This is a genomic window from Pseudomonas sp. R1-18 (assembly GCF_051132095.1).
Lineage (GTDB): Bacteria > Pseudomonadota > Gammaproteobacteria > Pseudomonadales > Pseudomonadaceae > Aquipseudomonas.
In genome coordinates, this window is the sequence record NZ_CP071658.1 from 619508 (window position 1) to 637252 (window position 17745).

Consider the following 17745-nt stretch of genomic DNA (forward strand, 5'->3'; position numbering starts at 1 on the left):
ATCAAAAGCGGCGGTGATCCCCATGCCAGATGCCTCCAGCCCGACAAGCGGCCCGACTACCCGCCTGGTGTTCGACGAGGCATGGCTTGGGCAATGCTCCCTTCAACTATTGCGGCGCGAAGGCGAAATCACCTATTGCCGGATCGAGGATCCGCAGACCGGCATGGTCTGGAATGCGGCGCGCGTGCCGCTGCAATCCGCAGCCGCCTGCTTGCGACTTGAGCGAGACTATCGCCTGCGTCTTGCTCCTGAATGGGCGCTGCTGCCGGTGGCCTTCATTCATACTGTCGAAGGTCCGCTCACGCTGTTTCCGCAGCCGGCTATTCCATCGCTGTCCGACCTGCTTTCGGGTGGAAGCTTGCCGATCGGGCGTTTTCTGAACATCGCCCACAGCGCTGTCAAAGCGTTGGCTGGGGCCCACGCGGCCGGCGTGGTGCACGGGAATTTGCGTCCGGCCCATGTGCTGGTGGAATCCGACGATCACGTTCTGCTGTATGACTTCCGTTCCCCGCCCTGCGACGGCAAGAATGGCTCAGTGCCCAGCGCACAGGAGTGGCCTTATCTGGCCCCGGAACAAGCCCGCCCGCTGGGCAATGCGCCCGACATGCGAAGTGACCTGTACGCACTGGGGGCGATTTTCTATCACGCGTTGACCGGCCGAGCGCCGCTGGAGGCTCAGGACCTGGCGCACTGGCTGCACGCTCACGTCGCAGTGCAGCCGCCGCTGGCGTCGGTGACCGATCCCGGCATTCCGGAAGTGCTCGGTCAGCTACTTCTCAAGACCATGGCCAAGGACCCTGGCGCTCGTTATCAGACCGCCGAATCTCTGCTGGCGGATTTGGCCTGGTGCCGAGCCCAGTGGGAAGCCGAGGGTCGAATGCTTCCCTTCAGCCTGGGGCGCTCCGACCCGCCACCGGCGCTGGGTCATTCACATGGGCTCGTCGGCCGGGACCGCGAGCGGGATTGTCTTCAGGCTGCATTCCAGCATGTGGTCGCCGAGGGCCGCTCACGTCTGGTGCTGGTCTGCGGTGCAGCCGGTGCCGGCAAGTCCGCGTTGGTGGAGGAAAGCTTCAGCGGCCTGACGGTGCCGTACCGTGCCAGCGGCAAGAGTGACCTGCTGCAAAGGGAAATTCCTTACGCGCCCTGGTCGCAGATTTTCAGGTCGCTGGTCGAGCAGCTGTTGGGCAAGGAACATAGCGAGCTTGAAGCAACCCGCGACCGGTTGATCCGGCAGCTCAATGGCCGTGGCCAGTTGCTGGCGGATCTTGCTCCCGACGTCGAAATGGTGACAGGTCCGTGCGCGCAGTTGCCTGATCTGCCGGCCAGCCTTGCTCTGGCCCGCGCCAACCGGACGTTGCGTGACGCACTGGAAGCTTTTGCCCGGCCAGGGGCGCCGTTATTGCTGTTTCTGGACGACATTCAGTGGGCCGACGAAATGACCCTGGCGCTGCTGCAATCGCTGCTCGCCCGCCCACCCAGACATGTATTGCTGGTACTCGCTTACCGTGACGCCGAGGGGCAGTCTCTTGAAGTCGAGGGCCGGTTGCTGAACATCGCTCGTCGTCAGAGCGCGGTGCCTTGCCAGCAGATAGCCTTGGACCCGCTGTCGGTTGATGAGGTCGCCGCGTTGCTGGCCGACAATCTGGAGGTCAGTAGCGAACAGGCGATGCCCATCGCCGAGCTGGTGCATGTGAAAACCGCTGGCAATCCATTTTTCATCAAACAGGTACTTCGAAGCCTGATCGATGAGCGGATAGTGCGCTTTGATTCGGAGTTGAGGCGCTGGGTCTGGTCGGTGGAGGAGGTCAGTCGTCGGCGTTACGCCGACAACGTTGTCGAGTTGATGATTCATCGTCTGAACCGGCTGCCTCCGGCCCAGCGGGAGCTGATACGGCTGGCGGGGTGCGTGGGCGGGCATAGCGAAGAGTCCTTGTTGGCGCACCTCACCGCGAGCGATCCGGCGCAGATTCGCAGCCTGGCCCAGTCTCTGGTCAACGCAGGGCTGCTGCTGCACGACGGCGCAGGCTACAGCTTTCCTCATGACAGGGTTCTGGAAGCGGCATACAAGCTGACACCACCGGATGAACAGCCTCCCGAGCACGCTCGCATTGCCCTGTCGATGCTCGATGTTGGCGCTGTGGAAACCCACGACGGAGTTTTCGAGGTCGCCAACCAGATTCAGCGTGCCTGCTGTGAGCGCCTTGGGGACGAGCGCCGTGGCCGCTTTATCGAATTGCTGATACGCGCCGCTCGCCGAGCCAAGAGCGCAGCGGCCATTGACCAGGCCGCCGGCTATCTGCATACCGCGCGCGGTTTGCTAGGGGACGCTGGCTGGATCAATCGGTATCAGCAGGCTTTCACTGCGCACTGGCTCGCGGCCGAGTGCGAAATGCTCTTGGCGCGCCTCGACAGGGCGCAGTCGCTGATAGATCTGTGCCTCGACCGCGCCCGCTCTGACCTGGATCTCGCGGTGGCCTATCGGCTCCAGGCTTCGCTGTACACGTTGCATTCAAACTATGAAGCGGCGATCAGCGCGGCATTGGAAGGGCTGGCACTGGTGGACGTACCGCTGTTGCGCCATCCCTCTGCGCAAGACCTGGACCAAACGTATCAACGGGTGCGACAGATCATCGGCAACCGCGCCATTTCCGAACTGGACCTGCTTCCCAAGGCAGACGACGGGCGTATCGAGATTGCCATGGGTTTGCTCACCACGCTGATCTCGTCGTTCTTCGTCGATGACGACATAAGCTTCGTTCATCTTGCCAAGCTGGTCGAGCTGACGTTGCTTCACGGCGTCACGCTCGGCAGTTGCTACGGCTTTGCCTGGTTCGGCGTGATGATCGCCGACCGCTACGGCGCATATGCGGATGGCCACGCCTTCGGTCAGGTAGCGCTGGCGCTGGTCGAGCGTCACGGATACGAAGGCGCGCGTACCGGAACGCTGGTCGCCGTGGATCAAGTGAGCCCGTGGACGATGCCGCTGAGTTATGCGCTGGCACGGGCGCGCGAAGCAGTGGTTAACGGACATGCCGGTGGCGATCTGGGTATGGCGTGTTACGCCTGCAATCACATCGTGTCGGACCTGCTGATCATGGGCGAGCATTTGCCCAGTGTGCAGGGAGAGGTGAGCCGCGGGCTGGCCCAAGTCAGGCAGTTCCACTACGTCGATATCGAGCGCATTCTGCTGGCGCAGCAACAGTTTGCCGCCGACCTGCAGAATGGTCGCCCGCAACGCCCGCTCGATGAACTGAATGCTCCGGAAGTCGACGCGTTCGGCATCATCGACCGGGAGCGGGTATCGCAACCGACGCTGTTCTGGAGTTGGCTGTATTCCGGGATGTCGGCGTTCTACTACGGCCAGATCGACTACGCCTTGCGGCGTTTCGCCGATGCGCAGCCGCTGGTATGGTCGATTCCCGCGCACATCAATCTTGCCGACTACCATCTGTTTCACGCTCTGGCTGTGGCTGACCCGACCGCGCCCGGCGATGCAGCAGAAAAACTTGAGCGCATGGAGCTTCATCGCCAGCGTTTCGTCGCTTGGGCCGACATCAATCCAGCCACCTTTCGCAACAAGCTGTTGCTGATCGACGGCGCGATTGCCCGTCTGCAAGGGCAGGATCTGACCGCCATTCGCTGTTTCGACGAGTCAGGCATCGCTGCGGCGGCGGCCGGCTTCACCCACGAACAGGCGCTGGCTCACGAAATGTTGAGTGAGGTTTGCGAGCGCAACGGTCTGGTTTCCGGGAACCATCACCATATGCGGGTGGCCCGCGACTGTTACCGGCTCTGGGGCGCATTCGGCAAGGTCAGCCAGCTGGAGGCGCGGCACTCGTTTCTGGCAAGTGAACCGATGGTCGGTGCGCCGCCGGGTGCGTCGACCGAGGCGGGGCTCGACCTTGCAGTTGGGATCAAGGCCGCGCGAGCGCTCTCCGAAGAGGTGCTGTTGGACCGCCTTGTGGAAACCCTGATGACCCACCTGATGATTCACGCCGGTGCCGATCATGGCGTGCTGATGATGGCCGATGCCGGTGAACTGCAGATAGCCGCCACCGGACGAGTCATCGGCGGGGAAGTATCCATCGAGATGGACGGCCCGGCGCTCACGGCGGAACAGGCACCGCTGTCTATCCTCAACGCGACCATGCGCACCCGTAAACCGCTGGTACTGGACGACGCTTCCCTCGAGCGGCCCGAGGCGCACCGCGCGGACCTCAGCCGCCGCGCCGCACGCTCGATTCTATGCCTGCCGCTGCTCAAACAAGGCACCTTGTTGGGGCTGGTGTATCTGGAAAACAGTCTGGTGCCAGGGCTTTTCAGTTCGCAGAGGCTGGCAATTCTGGAAATCCTGGCCTCGCAGGCAGCGGTTTCGCTGGAGACGGCGCGACTGTATGCCAGGCTGATCGAGGAAAACCATACTCGCGCGCAGATGGAAGTAGAACTCAACAGCTCCCAGGCCGAACTGGCGCGTATCTCGCACCTGACCGTAATGAGCGAGCTGTCGGCATCCATTGCCCATGAGATCAGCCAGCCGTTGCTGGGTATCGTTTCCAATGCTGCCGCCAGTCTGCGCTGGCTGCGCCGTGCTACGCCGGAGGTCGAGGAGGCAGTGCTGGGCCTGGAAGATATTCGCTCCGACGGTGTCCGCGCCGCCAATATCGTTCAGTCACTGCGCTCCCTCGCCAAACAGATACCGCCCCGGCTGCAACCGGTGGCGATCGACGATCTGATCCGGGAGGTGCTGCGGCTGACCGCAGGCGAAATCGAGAAGCAAGGCGTGACGGTCGAAACCCGGCTGACCGCTCGGTATCGGGCATCGGCCGATTCCGTACAGATCCAGCAGGTGGTCTACAACCTGGTGACCAACGCGTTGGAGGCCATGGCTGACATTGTCCCGCAGCAGCGGCGGTTGGTGATCAGTTCGAGTGTGGAGAACGGCAAGGTGGAAGTCCGTTTCGAAGACAGCGGCCCAGGGATTCCCGCCGAGGACCGTGAGCGGATCTTCGATGCGTTTTACACCACCAAGGGCAATGGAATGGGCATGGGGTTGGCGATCTGTCGCTCAGTCATCGCCGCCCATGGCGGGACCTTGGCGGCGGAAGCAGCCAGGAACGGTCTTTGCTGCATCCGCTTCAACCTGGCGCTGGCACCATAAATGAGTGCCGGTGCGTCCGAAACATAGGTACAGACGCCACGGCGGTTGCAGCTGTACCGGCCCACTCGCCAGCAAGCTGGCTCCCACAGAGGTTGCAGTGCCCACTGATCTGTAGGAGCCAGCTTGCTGGCGAGGCGCAGTGTGGATCACACCTTGTACCGGCTGAAAGACAGCTGTCGCGAGCAAGCTCCCTCCCACAGAGATAGCGATGCCCACTGATCTGTAGGGGCCAGCTTGCTGGCGAGGGGCAGTGTGGATCACACCTTGTACCGGCTGAAAAACAGCTGTCGCGAGCAAGCTCCCTCCCACAGAGGTTGCAGTGCTCACTGGGTTGTGGGAGGCAGCTTGCTGGCGATGGGGCCAGCCCTGACACTGCAAATACAAGGGCTAAAAGCAGCGGCTGCCTCCCACGTGGTCCACGTCAGTCAGCAATAAACGCCAGCAGGTCTTCATTGAGTTGCTGGCCATGGGTCACGGCGAAGCCGTGTGGTGCGCCTGGGTAGACCTTCAGCGTGGCGCCCTCGATCATTTCAGCGGCCAGTTTGCCGGTGGCTTCGAAAGGCACGATCTGGTCGCCATCGCCGTGGATAACCAGCGTCGGGACATTGATCTTCGCCATGTCCGGACGGAAATCGGTCTCCGAAAACGCAGTGACGCAATCAACGGTAGCCTTGAGCGATGCCATCAGGGCGATGTTCAAAGTCTGAGTCATGACGCCGTCGGAAACCTTCTGGCCTTGCTCGATGCCGTAGAACGCGCCGGAGAAGTCAGCGATGAATTGCGCCCGGTCCTGCAGCAGACCGGCCTTGATGCCGTCGAACACCGACTTCTCCACGCCCTGCGGATGATCAGCTGTCTTGATGAACAGCGGAGTCACCGCGCCCAGCAGTGCCAGTTTGGCAACCCGTTCGCTGCCGTGACGAGCGATGTAGCGCGCCACGTCGCCGCCGCCCATGGAAAAGCCCACCAGGGTCACGTCGCGCAGGTCGAGGTGTTCGATCAGTGCTGCGATGTCATCGGCAAAAGTATCGTAGTCGTAACCGGTCCATGGCTGGCTGGAACGACCGAAACCACGACGGTCGAACGCGATGGTGCGGTAGCCGCGGCTGCTCAGGTATTCCATCTGGTATTCCCACATGTCCGCGTCCAGCGGCCAGCCGTGGCTGAACAATACCGGCTTGCCGGTGCCCCAATCCTTGAAGTAGATCTCGGTGCCATCGCGGGTAGTAAAAGTGCTCATGCGGGTTCCTCTGTCAGTGAGTCATGGGTCAGTGAACGTCTGGAAAGGTGCGCGGTTTCGGAGTGCGCGCCAGCAGTATTGACCCAAGACAAGCGCAGCGATTGCGTCGATGTGCTTTTCTCGTCTGCCGGGCAATTCAGCACATCTGCACAATAGCTGGCCCCCGGCCGACCGCCATAATGCTGGCTGGCAACCCACCAGAGAGCAGCCTGATCATGGCATTGACCACACCGCGCTTCGAATCCGTCCAGCATGCATCGACCTTGCTCGGCTATGGCCTGCTGTTCATGCGGGTCAGCGCCGCGTTGTTGCTGCTTCAGGTCCACGGGCTGCCGAAACTGTTGAACTGGAGCACAGAGCTTCAGCGCATCGAAGATCCTTTCGGCCTCGGTGCCAGCCTGACGCTCGGCCTGGCGGTGTTCGCCGAGGTGCTGTGCCCGGTGTTGTTGATCCTGGGTGTCTACGCTCGCCTGGCCTGCCTGCCGGTCCTCGCAGTCCTGGTCGTCGCCGTGGCGGTCGTGCATCCGGAGTGGACACTGGAGCAGGGCCAGTTCGCCTGGCTGTTGATCATCCTGTTCGCCGGCCTTGCGCTGACCGGCCCGGGCCCGCTGGTGCTCGGGCGCTTGCGCCACCGTTAACCAGCGCGTTCAGGACAGCCCGCATTTGCGGGCTTTTTTACGGCTGCCTCCGGACCCGCGGCTGAAACATGAACCACGTATTTTCCTTACAGACCGAACTTGCCGCCGGAACAGGAATCAGTTTCTTGTGGCCCGGCTCGGGCCCGCTGCTTACTGGAAGGAGGAAACTGCGTGGTACCACAGTTGAGAACATTGATCCTGCTTTGCGCATTGTTCTGCGTTGGCAGTTTCCAACTTCAGGCTGCAGACGTGCCCGCGTTGCCGATGGCAGCCGGAGCGCCGGTCGATGACAAAGCCGCCGAAAAGGGCGATGCGAAAACCGACGCCAAAGAGCCCGCCAAGGAAGAACCCGCGCCCGCTGAAGCCGCACCGGAGATTCTGGTCCAGGGCGGTCTGCTAGGGGCGATCAGTTCCGGTATCGGTGATGTTCAGGAGAAGCTCAACCTCGACGACAACCTCTGGGACTCCTGGCGGCTGCGCGCTGACCGGGCCGCCGTTGAGCTGGACAAGCTGGTCAACAAGCCGACTGCGCGCTCGCCGTGGGGTGTGATCGGCGACTTCGTGGTCCTTTCAGTGGTATGGATCGGGGCATTTGCGGTTCTCACCACCCTTGGCCGTTTCATCGCCGTGCGGCTGTGCCGACGTCCGTTCTTTGCTGTGCGTGAACGCAGCCAGGCGCTGCTCAAGTACGTGTTGCCGTTTACCCTGCCAGCGGTGGTTTGCCTGCCGCTGACGCTGTATGTCAGCCATTTCATGCCCACCTCGGTGGGGCGCGCGCTGGCGCTGTGTTTCGCGTACGCAACCAGCAGCGGCATCGTCTCGACGTCCGTACTCTTGTGCGTGATTGTGATGTTCAACGCCGGGCACAAACGCCCCGCGGTGCGCGTGATCCGTCGCTATGCGCCCAGGCCGTTGTTCATCATCGGCTTTCTGGCAGCACTGAGCGATGCGTTGACCAGCCCGCAGATCGCCCGTCAGATCGGTAGCAATGTCACCACCAGCATCGCGGTATTCACCGGTCTGTTCGCGTCAGTCGTGTTCTGTGTCCTGGTCATCAAGATGCGCCGCCCGATTGCGCATCTGATCCGTAACCGCTCGTTGGGCAGCCGGCTACAGCGACCGGCGCTGCAGCAGTCGCTGAAAGTGTTCTCCAATATCTGGTATCTGCCGATCCTGCTGATGATCCTGGTCTCGGCGATCAACCTGATCGGCGCTGGCGAAGACAGCCAGGAAGCCCTGCGCTCCGCGCTGTTCACCACGTTGCTGCTGATTGCCACGGTGTTTTTGAGCACCGTGTTCCAGCACGTTTTCAAACCTGCCGAAGAGGGCATCGGGCGAGGGGGGCATGTCTACAAGGCGCGTCTTTTGAGCTTGTTCTATGCCTTGCTGCGCATTGTGCTGGCCATTTCCTTCATCGAGATACTGGGGCGTATCTGGGGCTTCTCGATGTTCGAGTTTGCCCAGCGTAATACCCTCGGCCGGGTCATCAGCGATTCGCTGAGCAGTATCGGCCTGATCTTTCTGGTGACCTGGCTGCTTTGGGTCGTGCTGGACACTGCCATTCAGGAAGCGCTCAAGGCGCCCGTCAACCATCGCCACGCGCGTCAGCCCAGCACGCGTATCAAAACGATTCTGCCGCTGCTGCGCAACGCCATCAAAATCGTTCTGGTGGTGATCTGCGCGATCACCACCATGGCCAACCTGGGCATTAACGTCGCGCCGCTGCTGGCGGGTGCCGGGGTTGTGGGTCTGGCAATCGGTTTTGGCTCGCAACAGTTGGTACAGGATGTGATCACCGGTCTGTTCATCATCATCGAAGACACCTTCTCGGTGGGTGACTGGGTGGTGCTCAGCACCGGCCATTCAGGCTCGGTGGAAAGCCTCACGATTCGTACCGTGCGGCTGCGTGACGGCAAAGGCTTCGTGCATTCGGTGCCGTTCGGTCAGATCAAGGCGGTCACCAACCAGTCTCGCCAGTTCGCCTACGCCTTCTTCTCGGTGCAGTTCACCTACGATTCCAATATCGATGATGCGCTGGCGCTGATCCGCGAAACCGGGCAGTCCATCACTGAGGACATCCTGCTCAAGAACAATCTGCAAGGTCCGCTGGAAGTGTTCGGCGTTGACCGAATGGACCTCAACGGCGTGGTGCTGACCGGGCAGTTCCGTACTTCGTCCGGCGGACAATACGCCGTGGGACGGGCTTTCAATGAGCGGCTCAAGCGGCTTGTGGATAAGAATCCGAACGTGCGCTTCGCTCAGACTTATCCACAGGTGGTGATGAATCCTGCGGCGCTTCAGCCTCCCCAGGCGGCGCCGCTTCCCGACGGATCCCAGCAGGCACCCGCGCCGCAGAGTCAGCCGCCTTTGGCCAAATCCGACGGTGCCTGATATTCCGGGGCTGTGTACGTGCGTCAGCCTCCGGGCGGCGCACGCCGCAACTGTTGGGTGAAAGCGAGCGACGTGATATGTTTGCAGGCGTTTTTCACCTGATTATTTGATGACTCTGATACCGAGCCTGCTGACCTTATGCGAATGCGCCTTATGCTACTGGGCGGCGGGAATGCCCTCGGGCAGGCGCTGATTCGGCTGGGTGCCGAGGAAGACATTGGTTTCCTCGCACCACGTCCGCCACAAGATGGGTGGGACGCAGCGAGCCTGACGCAACTGCTCGACGACACCCGTCCCGATGCCTTGATCAACCTGGCTTATTACTTCGACTGGTTTCAGGCCGAAACCGTGAGCGAGTCGCGCCTGACTCACCAGGAGCGCTCCGTGGAGCGCCTGGCTGAGTTGTGCCAACACCACAACATCATTCTGGTCCAGCCTTCCAGCTATCGCGTGTTCGATGGCTCGCGTGCTACGGCCTACAGCGAAAAAGACGAACCGATCCCGCTGGGCCTGCGCGGTCAGGCGTTGTGGCGGATCGAGCAGAGTGTTCGAGCGGCTTGCCCGCAGCACGTGCTGTTGCGCTTCGGCTGGTTGCTGGACGACAGCCTCGACGGCGTACTCGGCAGATTCCTGACCCGTGCGGAGCGACCTGAAGAACTGCTGCTCGCTGACGACCGACGCGGCAATCCGACGCCGGTCGACGATGCGGCGCGGGTTATTCTGTCGGTCCTCAAGCAACTCGATTGCGAAGCGCCGCTGTGGGGCACTTATCATTACGCCGGTCACGAAGCCACCACGCCGCTGGCGCTGGGGCAGGCAGTTCTGACCGAGGCGCGTCTCTTGCATCCGCTGGCCGTCGAGTCGCCCACGGCGCAGGCGCATGCTGCAAGGCCAGATGCCAGCGAAGAACCGCAACATGCGGTGCTGGCCTGCAAGAAAATTCTTCATACCTTCGGCATCAAGCCCCGCGCCTGGCGCGCCGGGCTGCCGAGCCTGCTGGATCGGTACTATCGACATGGCTGACGCCCCAATTCTCATCACTGGCGGGGCGGGGTTCATCGGTTCGCATCTGGCCGACGCACTGCTGGCCGCGGGTCATGCCGTGCGCATTCTCGACGACCTGTCGACCGGCAAGCGCAGCAACCTGCCGCTGGACAACCCTCGAATCGAACTGCTGCAAGGCGACGTGGCGGATGCCGACCTGGTGCGCCGTGCAGCGCAGGGTTGCAAGGCGGTGGTGCATCTGGCGGCGGTCGCTTCGGTTCAGGCCTCGGTCGAAGACCCGGTCCGCACCCATCAGAGCAACTTCATCGGCACGCTGAACGTCTGCGAAGCGATGCGCGAAGCGGGCATCAAGCGCGTGGTCTTCGCGTCCAGCGCTGCGGTATATGGCAACAATGGCGAAGGCGAGTCGATCACTGAAGACACCACGAAGGCGCCGTTGACCCCTTACGCGTCCGACAAACTGGCCAGCGAGCAGTATCTGGATTTCTATCGCCGCCAGCATGGCCTGGAGCCGGTCGTCTTCCGCTTCTTCAACATCTTCGGCCCGCGTCAGGACCCGTCGTCGCCGTATTCGGGCGTGATCAGCATCTTTGCCGAGCGCATCGAAAAGGGACTGCCGATCACGGTTTTCGGCGACGGCGAACAGACGCGTGATTTCTTTTACGTGGGCGATCTGGTCAAGTTGCTGGTCCAGGCACTGACGCAACCGCAGCCCGCCGAAGGGGCGATCAATGTCGGGTTGAACCAGGCTACGTCGCTCAATCAGTTGTTGTCCGAACTGTCCGCCGTGGTCGGCAAGCTTCCGGATGTCAGCTATGGCGAGCCGCGATCCGGCGATATCCGCCACTCCCGCGCGGATAACCAGCGACTGCTGGCACGGTTCAAACTCGACCAGCGGACCCCGCTGCGAGTCGGACTGGCACGTCTGCTGGGTCGCTAAACACGACTTACCCCTGCAGGGGCGCGCTCGGCCGCGACGCCCGAACATGTGCGTTTCCCGCGGTCCGTAGTTGACCCAGAACGACAAAGGCACCTATCAAGGTGCCTTTTTCATACAAGCGTTGATGCGGCGTCAGAACTTGTAGCCCACACCCACCATGTAAACCCACGGATCAATATCCACGTCGACCTTAGTCTTGCCGACGCTCAGCGCCGACGGACCGTCTACGGTGGCTTTGGTGTCGATGTCGACATACCAGACCGACGCATTCAGCAGGATATTGTCAGTCAGCATGTAATCCATGCCCAGTTGGCCGGCCAGCCCGACCGAGTCTTGTAGCTTGAGGTTACTGAAGCCCTGATCCTTTCGGTTGCCAGTCAGGTCGGTGTCGAAGAACGTGGTGTAGTTGATGCCCACGCCGGCGTATGGCTGAAACCGGGACGATGGCGCCATCGGGTAGTACTGCAGCGACAGGGTGGGCGGCAGCTGCTTGACGTCGGCTAGCTTGCCGTCAAGCCCAGGGCCCAGGCCTTTGACCGAAACGGTGTGGCTGAACGGCGTGGCGGCGAGCAGTTCGATGCCGACGTGTTCGGTGAGCATGTAGGCGAAAGTCAGACCCAGCTGGTTTTCGCCGTCGACGGTCGCTTTGGTGCCCGAAACTCTGGTGCCGTCCAGCTTCACTTCACCGCTGTCTTCGTTGGGCTCAACGTGCGCGACACCGGCGCGAACGATGAAGTCGCCCGGTTGATAGGCGTGTGCGACAGCGGGGGCGGCGATTGCAAGCGCGATTACCGATGCGCGAAGCAAATACGAGTTCATGGGGGCTCCAAATGGTCATCAAGAATGGATCCATTTTAAAACCCCGTTTTTACCCGGACCTTGATGCAGCTCAATGAATGGCCGGGAACCTGCGACGTATCAGGATTCAGGCAGCTCGTAGATCAGAATCTTGTCGGCCTGCATCTGATAACCGGCTTCGGCCAGTTCACTGGTAGACGGTTTGGCCTGCATGGGCCCTTCGATCCAGTAGGGTTGATACAGCTCGTCCACCTTCACGCCCAGTTCACTGGTGACATGCACGATCTGGTTCGACGGCGGAGGCGGGACGTGGATGCAGGCGCCGAAGTAGGGCACCAGCAGGAACTCGGTCACTCGACCTTCCTCGCTGACTTCAAGCGGCACGATATAACCCGGCAGGCGTACGTGCTTGCCGTCCAGCGCCTTGACCACGGGCGCATGGGGCGCGGCTTGCCGGGCGGCGGGCGCGGCTTCCATCGCCAGCGCGTCGGACAGCTTCGACAGGTCGTGAATCGGTGCAGTCACCGGCGCAACGGCAGGCGCATCGGGCGGGATCATTTCTTCCCAGGTCAGCACCCGTGGCTCGGCCGCCCACAACGATGGCGTGACGGCCAGCAACAGCGTGAACAGCAAGCGCCGCATAATGTGATTCCTCATAAACGGATCGACAGACCGTCAGCCAGCGACTGCCGATAGGCACGCCAGGCGGGCACGATGCCCATGACCAGCGCAGCAGCCAGGATGCCACCGAGCAATGTCCATTCGTACTGGCTTGGCGGTGTCAGCGAAAGATACAGGCCATAGTTGTTCTGTACATAGTCCTGAGCGGCGAAGACACCCACATAAAGCAGTGCCACGCCGCTGACGACTCCGGCCAGCGCCAGTGCGAACGCCTCCAGCACCAATAGACTTGCGACATGCCAGGGCCTTGCGCCTACCGAACGCAGGATCGCCATTTCCCGCCGGCGCTCGTTCAGGCTGGTAAGAATCGCAGTGAGCATGCCGATCAGGCCAGTCAGCACTACGAACAGAGAAATCACGAACAGGGCTTTTTCTGCCGTACCCATCAGACTCCACAACTCCTGCAGCGCGACGCCAGGAAGAATAGCCAGCATCGGCTCGCCGCGAAATTCATTGATCTCGCGTTGCAGACTGAAGATGGAAATCTTGCTGTTCAGGCCGAGCATGAACGCGGTGATTGCCTTGGGCTGCAAGTCCATGTTGCGCGCCTGATCGGCGGAGATACGCTCGTTGCCTCGGGCCGGCGCGCCGTTGTGCCAGTCGATATGGATCGCCTCCATGCCGCCCAGGCTGATGTGCAGCGTGCGGTCTACCGGCGTACCGGTGGGCTTGATGATTCCGACCACGGTAAACGGCTTGTCATCGTGTTTGACCAGGCTGATCGCCGCGACGCCGTGAGCCAGCACCAGCTTGTCGCCCAGCTTGTAATGCAGCGCCTTGGCGACCTCGGAACCGAGCACCACTTCGAACGGATCGGTCTGGAATGCCCGGCCTTCGGCCAGCTCCAGGTGCTGCTGCCGGCCAAATTGATAATGCTCGAAATACGAACTGTTGGTGCCCATGACCCGGTATCCGCGATGTGAGTCACCGAGTGAAACCGGAATCGCCCACTTGACCTGCTTGTTGTTGGCGAAATGTTCGTAGCTGTCCCAGCGGATGTTGTTGGTGGCGTTGCCGATACGGAATACTGAGTAGAGCAGCAGGTTTATCGATCCGGAGCGCGCGCCGACGATCAGGTCGGTGCCGCTGATGGTGCTGGCGAAGCTGCTGCGCGCTTCGGTGCGGACCCGCTCGACGGCGAGCAACAGGCAGACCGACAGGGCAATGGCGAAAACCGTAAGAAACGCGGTGAAGCGGCGATTGGACAGGCTCGCCATGGCCAAGCGAAACAGATACATCTCAAATCTCCACGGCTACGGCGGCACGGTTGAGCTCGGACAGCGACAGATGACGGTCGAACAGCGGCGCAAGGCTCTGGTCATGACTGACGAACAGCAGGCTGGCGCCCGCTTCCCGACATTCGGCGAACAGCAGTTGAATGAAGGCTTCCCGTGCGTCGGCATCCAGAGCGGAGGTCGGTTCGTCGGCGATCACCAGCTCGGGCTGGCCGATCAATGCTCGGGCGGCGGCGACCCGCTGCTGTTGGCCAATGGACAGCGAGTCGGCGCGCCGATTGAGCATCGCCGGGTCCTTCAGTCCAAGATGTGCGAGCAGTGTCGTGGTCGCGGCTTCGACGCTGCCGTGTCGCTGTCTTGCGCGCCCGGCACGGACATTCGAGAAATGGCAGGGCAGTTCGACGTTCTCACGCACCGACAAAAACGGCAGCAGGTTGAACTGCTGGAAGATGTAGCCCGTATGGTCGACTCGGAACCGGTCGCGAGCGCCCGCTGACAGTTTCGACAGATCCTGCCCCAACAGCCGGACACAGCCATCGTCCGGCAGCTGCACGCCGCCAAGCAGGCCGAGCAAAGTGGTCTTGCCGCTGCCACTGGGCCCCTTGAGGAAAAGGGTTTCCCCAGGCAACAGGCTGAAGTTGGGGATATCCAGCAACAGCGGGTGACCTGGCCAGCTGAAAGTCAGGTCAGACAGTTCGATAAGTGCTTGGGGCATGGCCTGTTCCGGCGTTTCGTGAAAGCAAAAGACCGGGCAAGCCCGGTCGGTACGTGCGATGGAGCAATCAGAACTTGAGCGTTGGATTGGCCGCGATGACTTCAGCCCCGGACTGCCCGCCGGGCGAGATCAACTGGACCTGAAGTTTTTTGGTATCCGGGAAGGTCTTGAAGATGTTCGACAGGTCCAGCTTCTTGAGAACGGCCGGCGCGTCGCAAACGAACGCATAGTGGCCATGGATCTCACTGTGTTCATGCTCGTCGCCGTCGGCGTGCGCTTCGTGATCACTGTCCTTGTCGCCGAACAGCGGGCTGGACAGTTTTACCGACGTCGCGGAACAGTTCGCCGCGTCGGCGATATTGAACAACGCATTGGGCTTGAGCAGCAGCTCCCGTGCCTGAGCGACCTTGGCCTTGTCCTGCGCGGAAGTGGCGTCATGTTCGAAACCCACAATGTTCATTGCCGGGCTTTCGAACTGAAACTCCAGCTTCTTGCCTTCCAGCACCACGTCCAGCCTGCCTACGCCATGTTCATGAGCGCCAAGGCTGGCATGCTCATCGCCATGATCGTGGTCATGATGATGTTCGGCGGCATGGACCGCGGCCAGGGGCAGCAGAGCAAAAGGAAGGGCAAGTAGCAGACGGCGCATGACAAACTCCAGGCTGAGGCTAAAAACTGTTATGTGATCTTATAACAGTTGGCCGTGCGAGCGATGGCTTTTTTGCCTTCGTTCAGATTTCGTCCTCAGAGTGCCAGAAAAATACACCGGGCATACATGGCGTCCGGTTTATATCGAAGTGATCTCAGCTGCGCGGCGATAACTCCTACGCTCAGAAAAGGACGCCGATGCATGCCAGGTCGGTGAGTCCTGTCACCGGAGCTGCACGGCATGGCATGTGCCTTATCAAGGACCGATCATGAGCAAAGACCATAGCAACGCGCAAATTCTGCGCACGCTTTATGAAGACCTGACCCGAATCGATGAATTCGCCGATCCGGCCATCGTCCTGCACAAGGCCGATCGCGGCGCGAGCGGCGGCTTGTCCATGGCCATCGGCAGACGCGCGGCACGTAACCATGAAGTTGATCTTGCAGAGCGCGCCCACCAGACGCTGCACATGGAGGTGCAGGACATTGTCGCCAACGATCATTTTGGCGCGGTGCTAGGCAGGCTCCACGCCACCTGCGAAGGCCAGACCATCGGCATGCCATTCTGCGGATTGTGGCGCTTTCGCGATGGCAAGATTATCGAACATTGGGAGAACGCCTATGACGCGCGGGTGCTCGGCGGCTTTCTGATGGGCGAAGAGAACCAGGCGATTCGCTGGCTCAGTGCATGAGCGTGGGCTTGAGCGTCATCCTGTGGGAGCATGTGCGCCTGACAGTTTGCAGGTACAACTCACATGTTGCGTATTCGAGGAACGGTAGGGCAGTGGCCGGTAGATCTGACTCTGGAACTGGACGATGAGGACTGGGCAAAACTGGGAGCCCGGCTCAAGTCCGGCGCTCCGGAGCTGGCAGCAGCGCAGGTGCAGGAAAGCAGGCCCGCTCGTCAGGACGATCAGATCTGGCAGACTGCCACGGGCATTTTGCAGCAAGCCGGGCAGATGAGCGGTCCGCAGCTGTTGGGTCAGCTCGAAGCGCTGACCGGCAGCACAGCTGCGGGCAAACGCCTGTTGGTGCGTCTGCGCCACAGCGCCAATGTGAAGGTCGACAGCGGAGCCGATGCCCCGCTGTACAGCTGGGTCGACTGACCTGACTCAGTACAGCGCCGCGAACAGCTTGCGACGGTAGGTCGTGACCAGCGGATGATCGTTGCCCAGCAGGTCGAACACCTGCAGCAAGGTTTTGTGCGGCAGGCCTTCGGAGTACGTGCGATTGCGGATGAACAGCTTCAAGAGACCGTCCAGTGCGGCCTCGTACTGCTGACGTGACAGTTGCAGCACCGCCAGTTGATGGGCCGCTTCGTCGTCCTGAGGGTTCTGCGCCAGACGTGTCTTGAGTTCGGCGGCTTCCGGCAAGGCTGCGGCGTCGGCCAGGAACGTAAGCTGCGCCCGGACGCCCGCCAGTTCGGCCTTGTGCGCATCGCTCTTGACCGCGTCCAGTACGGCACGCGCCTCACCCAGTTCACCGCGTTCGGCCAGGCAACGTGCATATAGAATCAGTGCAGTGGCGTTGGTGTTGTCTTCGCTGAGCAGCGTCTTGAGCACCGCTTCGGCGTCGGCGAAACGGCTGTCGGCAAACAACGCCTGCGCCTGCTTGAGCGGATCGGCGGCAGGAGGCGGCGGCATGACCACATGCTGGTCCAGCAGCTTGCGGATTTCCGACTCCGGCTGCGCTCCGGCGAAGCCATCCACCGGCTGACCGTCCTTGAACAGCACCACGGTCGGCAGGCTGCGAATGCCGAAGCGGGCAACGATGTCCTGCTCGATGTCGCAGTTGACCTTGGCCAGCAGCAGTTCGCCCTGGTAACTCTCGGTAATCTGTTGCAGCAGCGGCATCAGCACCTTGCACGGTGCGCACCACTCGGCCCAGAAATCCGCCAGCACGGGCTGGTCGAACGACTTCTCGATGACCATCTGATCGAAGGTCGCGGTAGTGACGTCGAAAATGTAAGTGTCCTGGCTCATGGCGCGTCTCGGCAGAATCTGAATGTTGCCAACTATAAAGGCCGCGGAGGTTTGCTGAAAGCGGTGCCGAATTCCAGGAGCCAACTGTCTTTCCATCAATCTCTGATGAGCGAGCGCTGCCCGGCCAGCTCTTACGCTCCCGTTACCGTGGGAGGCAGCTTGCTGGCGACAGTGCCGGTCCAGTCACACATCTGCATCGTCTGATCAAATCTGTACATGCGCAGTCGCGGGCAAGCGCTCCTACAGGTCCGACGCTGATGTTGTGGGAGCCGACCTTGGTCGCGAGGACACCGGGGCAGCCGCCGCATCTGTAT

General features: G+C 61.5%; 14 protein-coding genes. 7 read left to right on the forward strand and 7 right to left on the reverse strand.

Translation table 11 applies throughout. The annotated features are described in order from the left end of the window. Positions 1–22 precede the first annotated feature (22 nt). Positions 23–5158 carry an AAA family ATPase gene (locus J3P77_RS02840; protein WP_434679430.1) on the forward strand — a complete coding sequence of 1712 codons (5136 nt, stop codon included), beginning with the start codon at positions 23–25 and terminating at the stop codon, positions 5156–5158. A 421-nt stretch (positions 5159–5579) separates the two neighbouring features. Here J3P77_RS02840 and J3P77_RS02845 read toward each other — a convergent pair whose 3' ends face one another. Next, a complete protein-coding gene (locus tag J3P77_RS02845; protein WP_434679431.1) occupies positions 5580–6398 on the reverse strand; it encodes an alpha/beta fold hydrolase in 819 nt (272 codons plus the stop codon). Positions 6399–6613: 215 nt separating this feature from the next. On the opposite strand from J3P77_RS02845, the gene J3P77_RS02850 reads away from it, so the two are divergent. From J3P77_RS02850 to J3P77_RS02865, 4 genes are all read left to right on the forward strand, one after another. Next, positions 6614–7036, forward strand: coding sequence for a DoxX family protein (locus J3P77_RS02850; RefSeq protein WP_434679432.1), 423 nt, complete (start codon positions 6614–6616; stop codon positions 7034–7036). Positions 7037–7207: 171 nt separating this feature from the next. Beyond that, positions 7208–9427, forward strand: a complete 2220-nt coding sequence (locus J3P77_RS02855) for a mechanosensitive ion channel family protein (protein ID WP_434679434.1) — start codon at positions 7208–7210, stop codon at positions 9425–9427. A 138-nt stretch (positions 9428–9565) separates the two neighbouring features. Continuing rightward, a complete protein-coding gene (locus tag J3P77_RS02860; protein WP_434679435.1) occupies positions 9566–10450 on the forward strand; it encodes a sugar nucleotide-binding protein in 885 nt (294 codons plus the stop codon). Further along, positions 10443–11372, forward strand: a complete 930-nt coding sequence (locus tag J3P77_RS02865; protein ID WP_434679436.1) for an NAD-dependent epimerase/dehydratase family protein — start codon at positions 10443–10445, stop codon at positions 11370–11372. Before J3P77_RS02860 ends, J3P77_RS02865 begins: the two co-directional genes overlap by 8 nt. Positions 11373–11504: 132 nt before the next feature. On the opposite strand, the gene J3P77_RS02870 is transcribed toward J3P77_RS02865, so the two are convergent. From J3P77_RS02870 to J3P77_RS02890, 5 genes are all read right to left on the reverse strand, one after another. Next, positions 11505–12191: an OmpW/AlkL family protein gene (locus J3P77_RS02870; protein ID WP_434679438.1), complete on the reverse strand. Its 687-nt coding sequence runs from the start codon at positions 12189–12191 to the stop codon at positions 11505–11507. A gap of 99 nt (positions 12192–12290) precedes the next feature. Continuing rightward, complete coding sequence (locus J3P77_RS02875; RefSeq protein WP_434679439.1) at positions 12291–12812, reverse strand: DUF3299 domain-containing protein; 522 nt, start codon at positions 12810–12812, stop codon at positions 12291–12293. 11 nt (positions 12813–12823) lie between these two features. Beyond that, positions 12824–14089 (reverse strand): ABC transporter permease, encoded by a 1266-nt coding sequence (locus tag J3P77_RS02880; protein ID WP_434679441.1) that lies wholly within the window; start codon positions 14087–14089, stop codon positions 12824–12826. Position 14090: 1 nt separating this feature from the next. Continuing rightward, complete coding sequence (locus J3P77_RS02885) at positions 14091–14801, reverse strand: ABC transporter ATP-binding protein (RefSeq protein WP_434679442.1); 711 nt, start codon at positions 14799–14801, stop codon at positions 14091–14093. A 67-nt stretch (positions 14802–14868) separates the two neighbouring features. Continuing rightward, a complete protein-coding gene (locus J3P77_RS02890) occupies positions 14869–15450 on the reverse strand; it encodes a DUF2796 domain-containing protein (protein ID WP_434679443.1) in 582 nt (193 codons plus the stop codon). A 268-nt stretch (positions 15451–15718) separates the two neighbouring features. Between J3P77_RS02890 and J3P77_RS02895 the strand changes: the two genes are divergently transcribed. Further along, positions 15719–16141, forward strand: coding sequence for a nuclear transport factor 2 family protein (locus tag J3P77_RS02895; protein WP_434679445.1), 423 nt, complete (start codon positions 15719–15721; stop codon positions 16139–16141). Between the two features lie 63 nt (positions 16142–16204). After that, a complete protein-coding gene (locus tag J3P77_RS02900; RefSeq protein WP_434679446.1) occupies positions 16205–16555 on the forward strand; it encodes a hypothetical protein in 351 nt (116 codons plus the stop codon). 6 nt (positions 16556–16561) lie between these two features. On the opposite strand, the gene trxA is transcribed toward J3P77_RS02900, so the two are convergent. Beyond that, positions 16562–17431 carry a thioredoxin gene (trxA, locus tag J3P77_RS02905; RefSeq protein WP_434679448.1) on the reverse strand — a complete coding sequence of 290 codons (870 nt, stop codon included), beginning with the start codon at positions 17429–17431 and terminating at the stop codon, positions 16562–16564. Positions 17432–17745 lie beyond the last annotated feature (314 nt).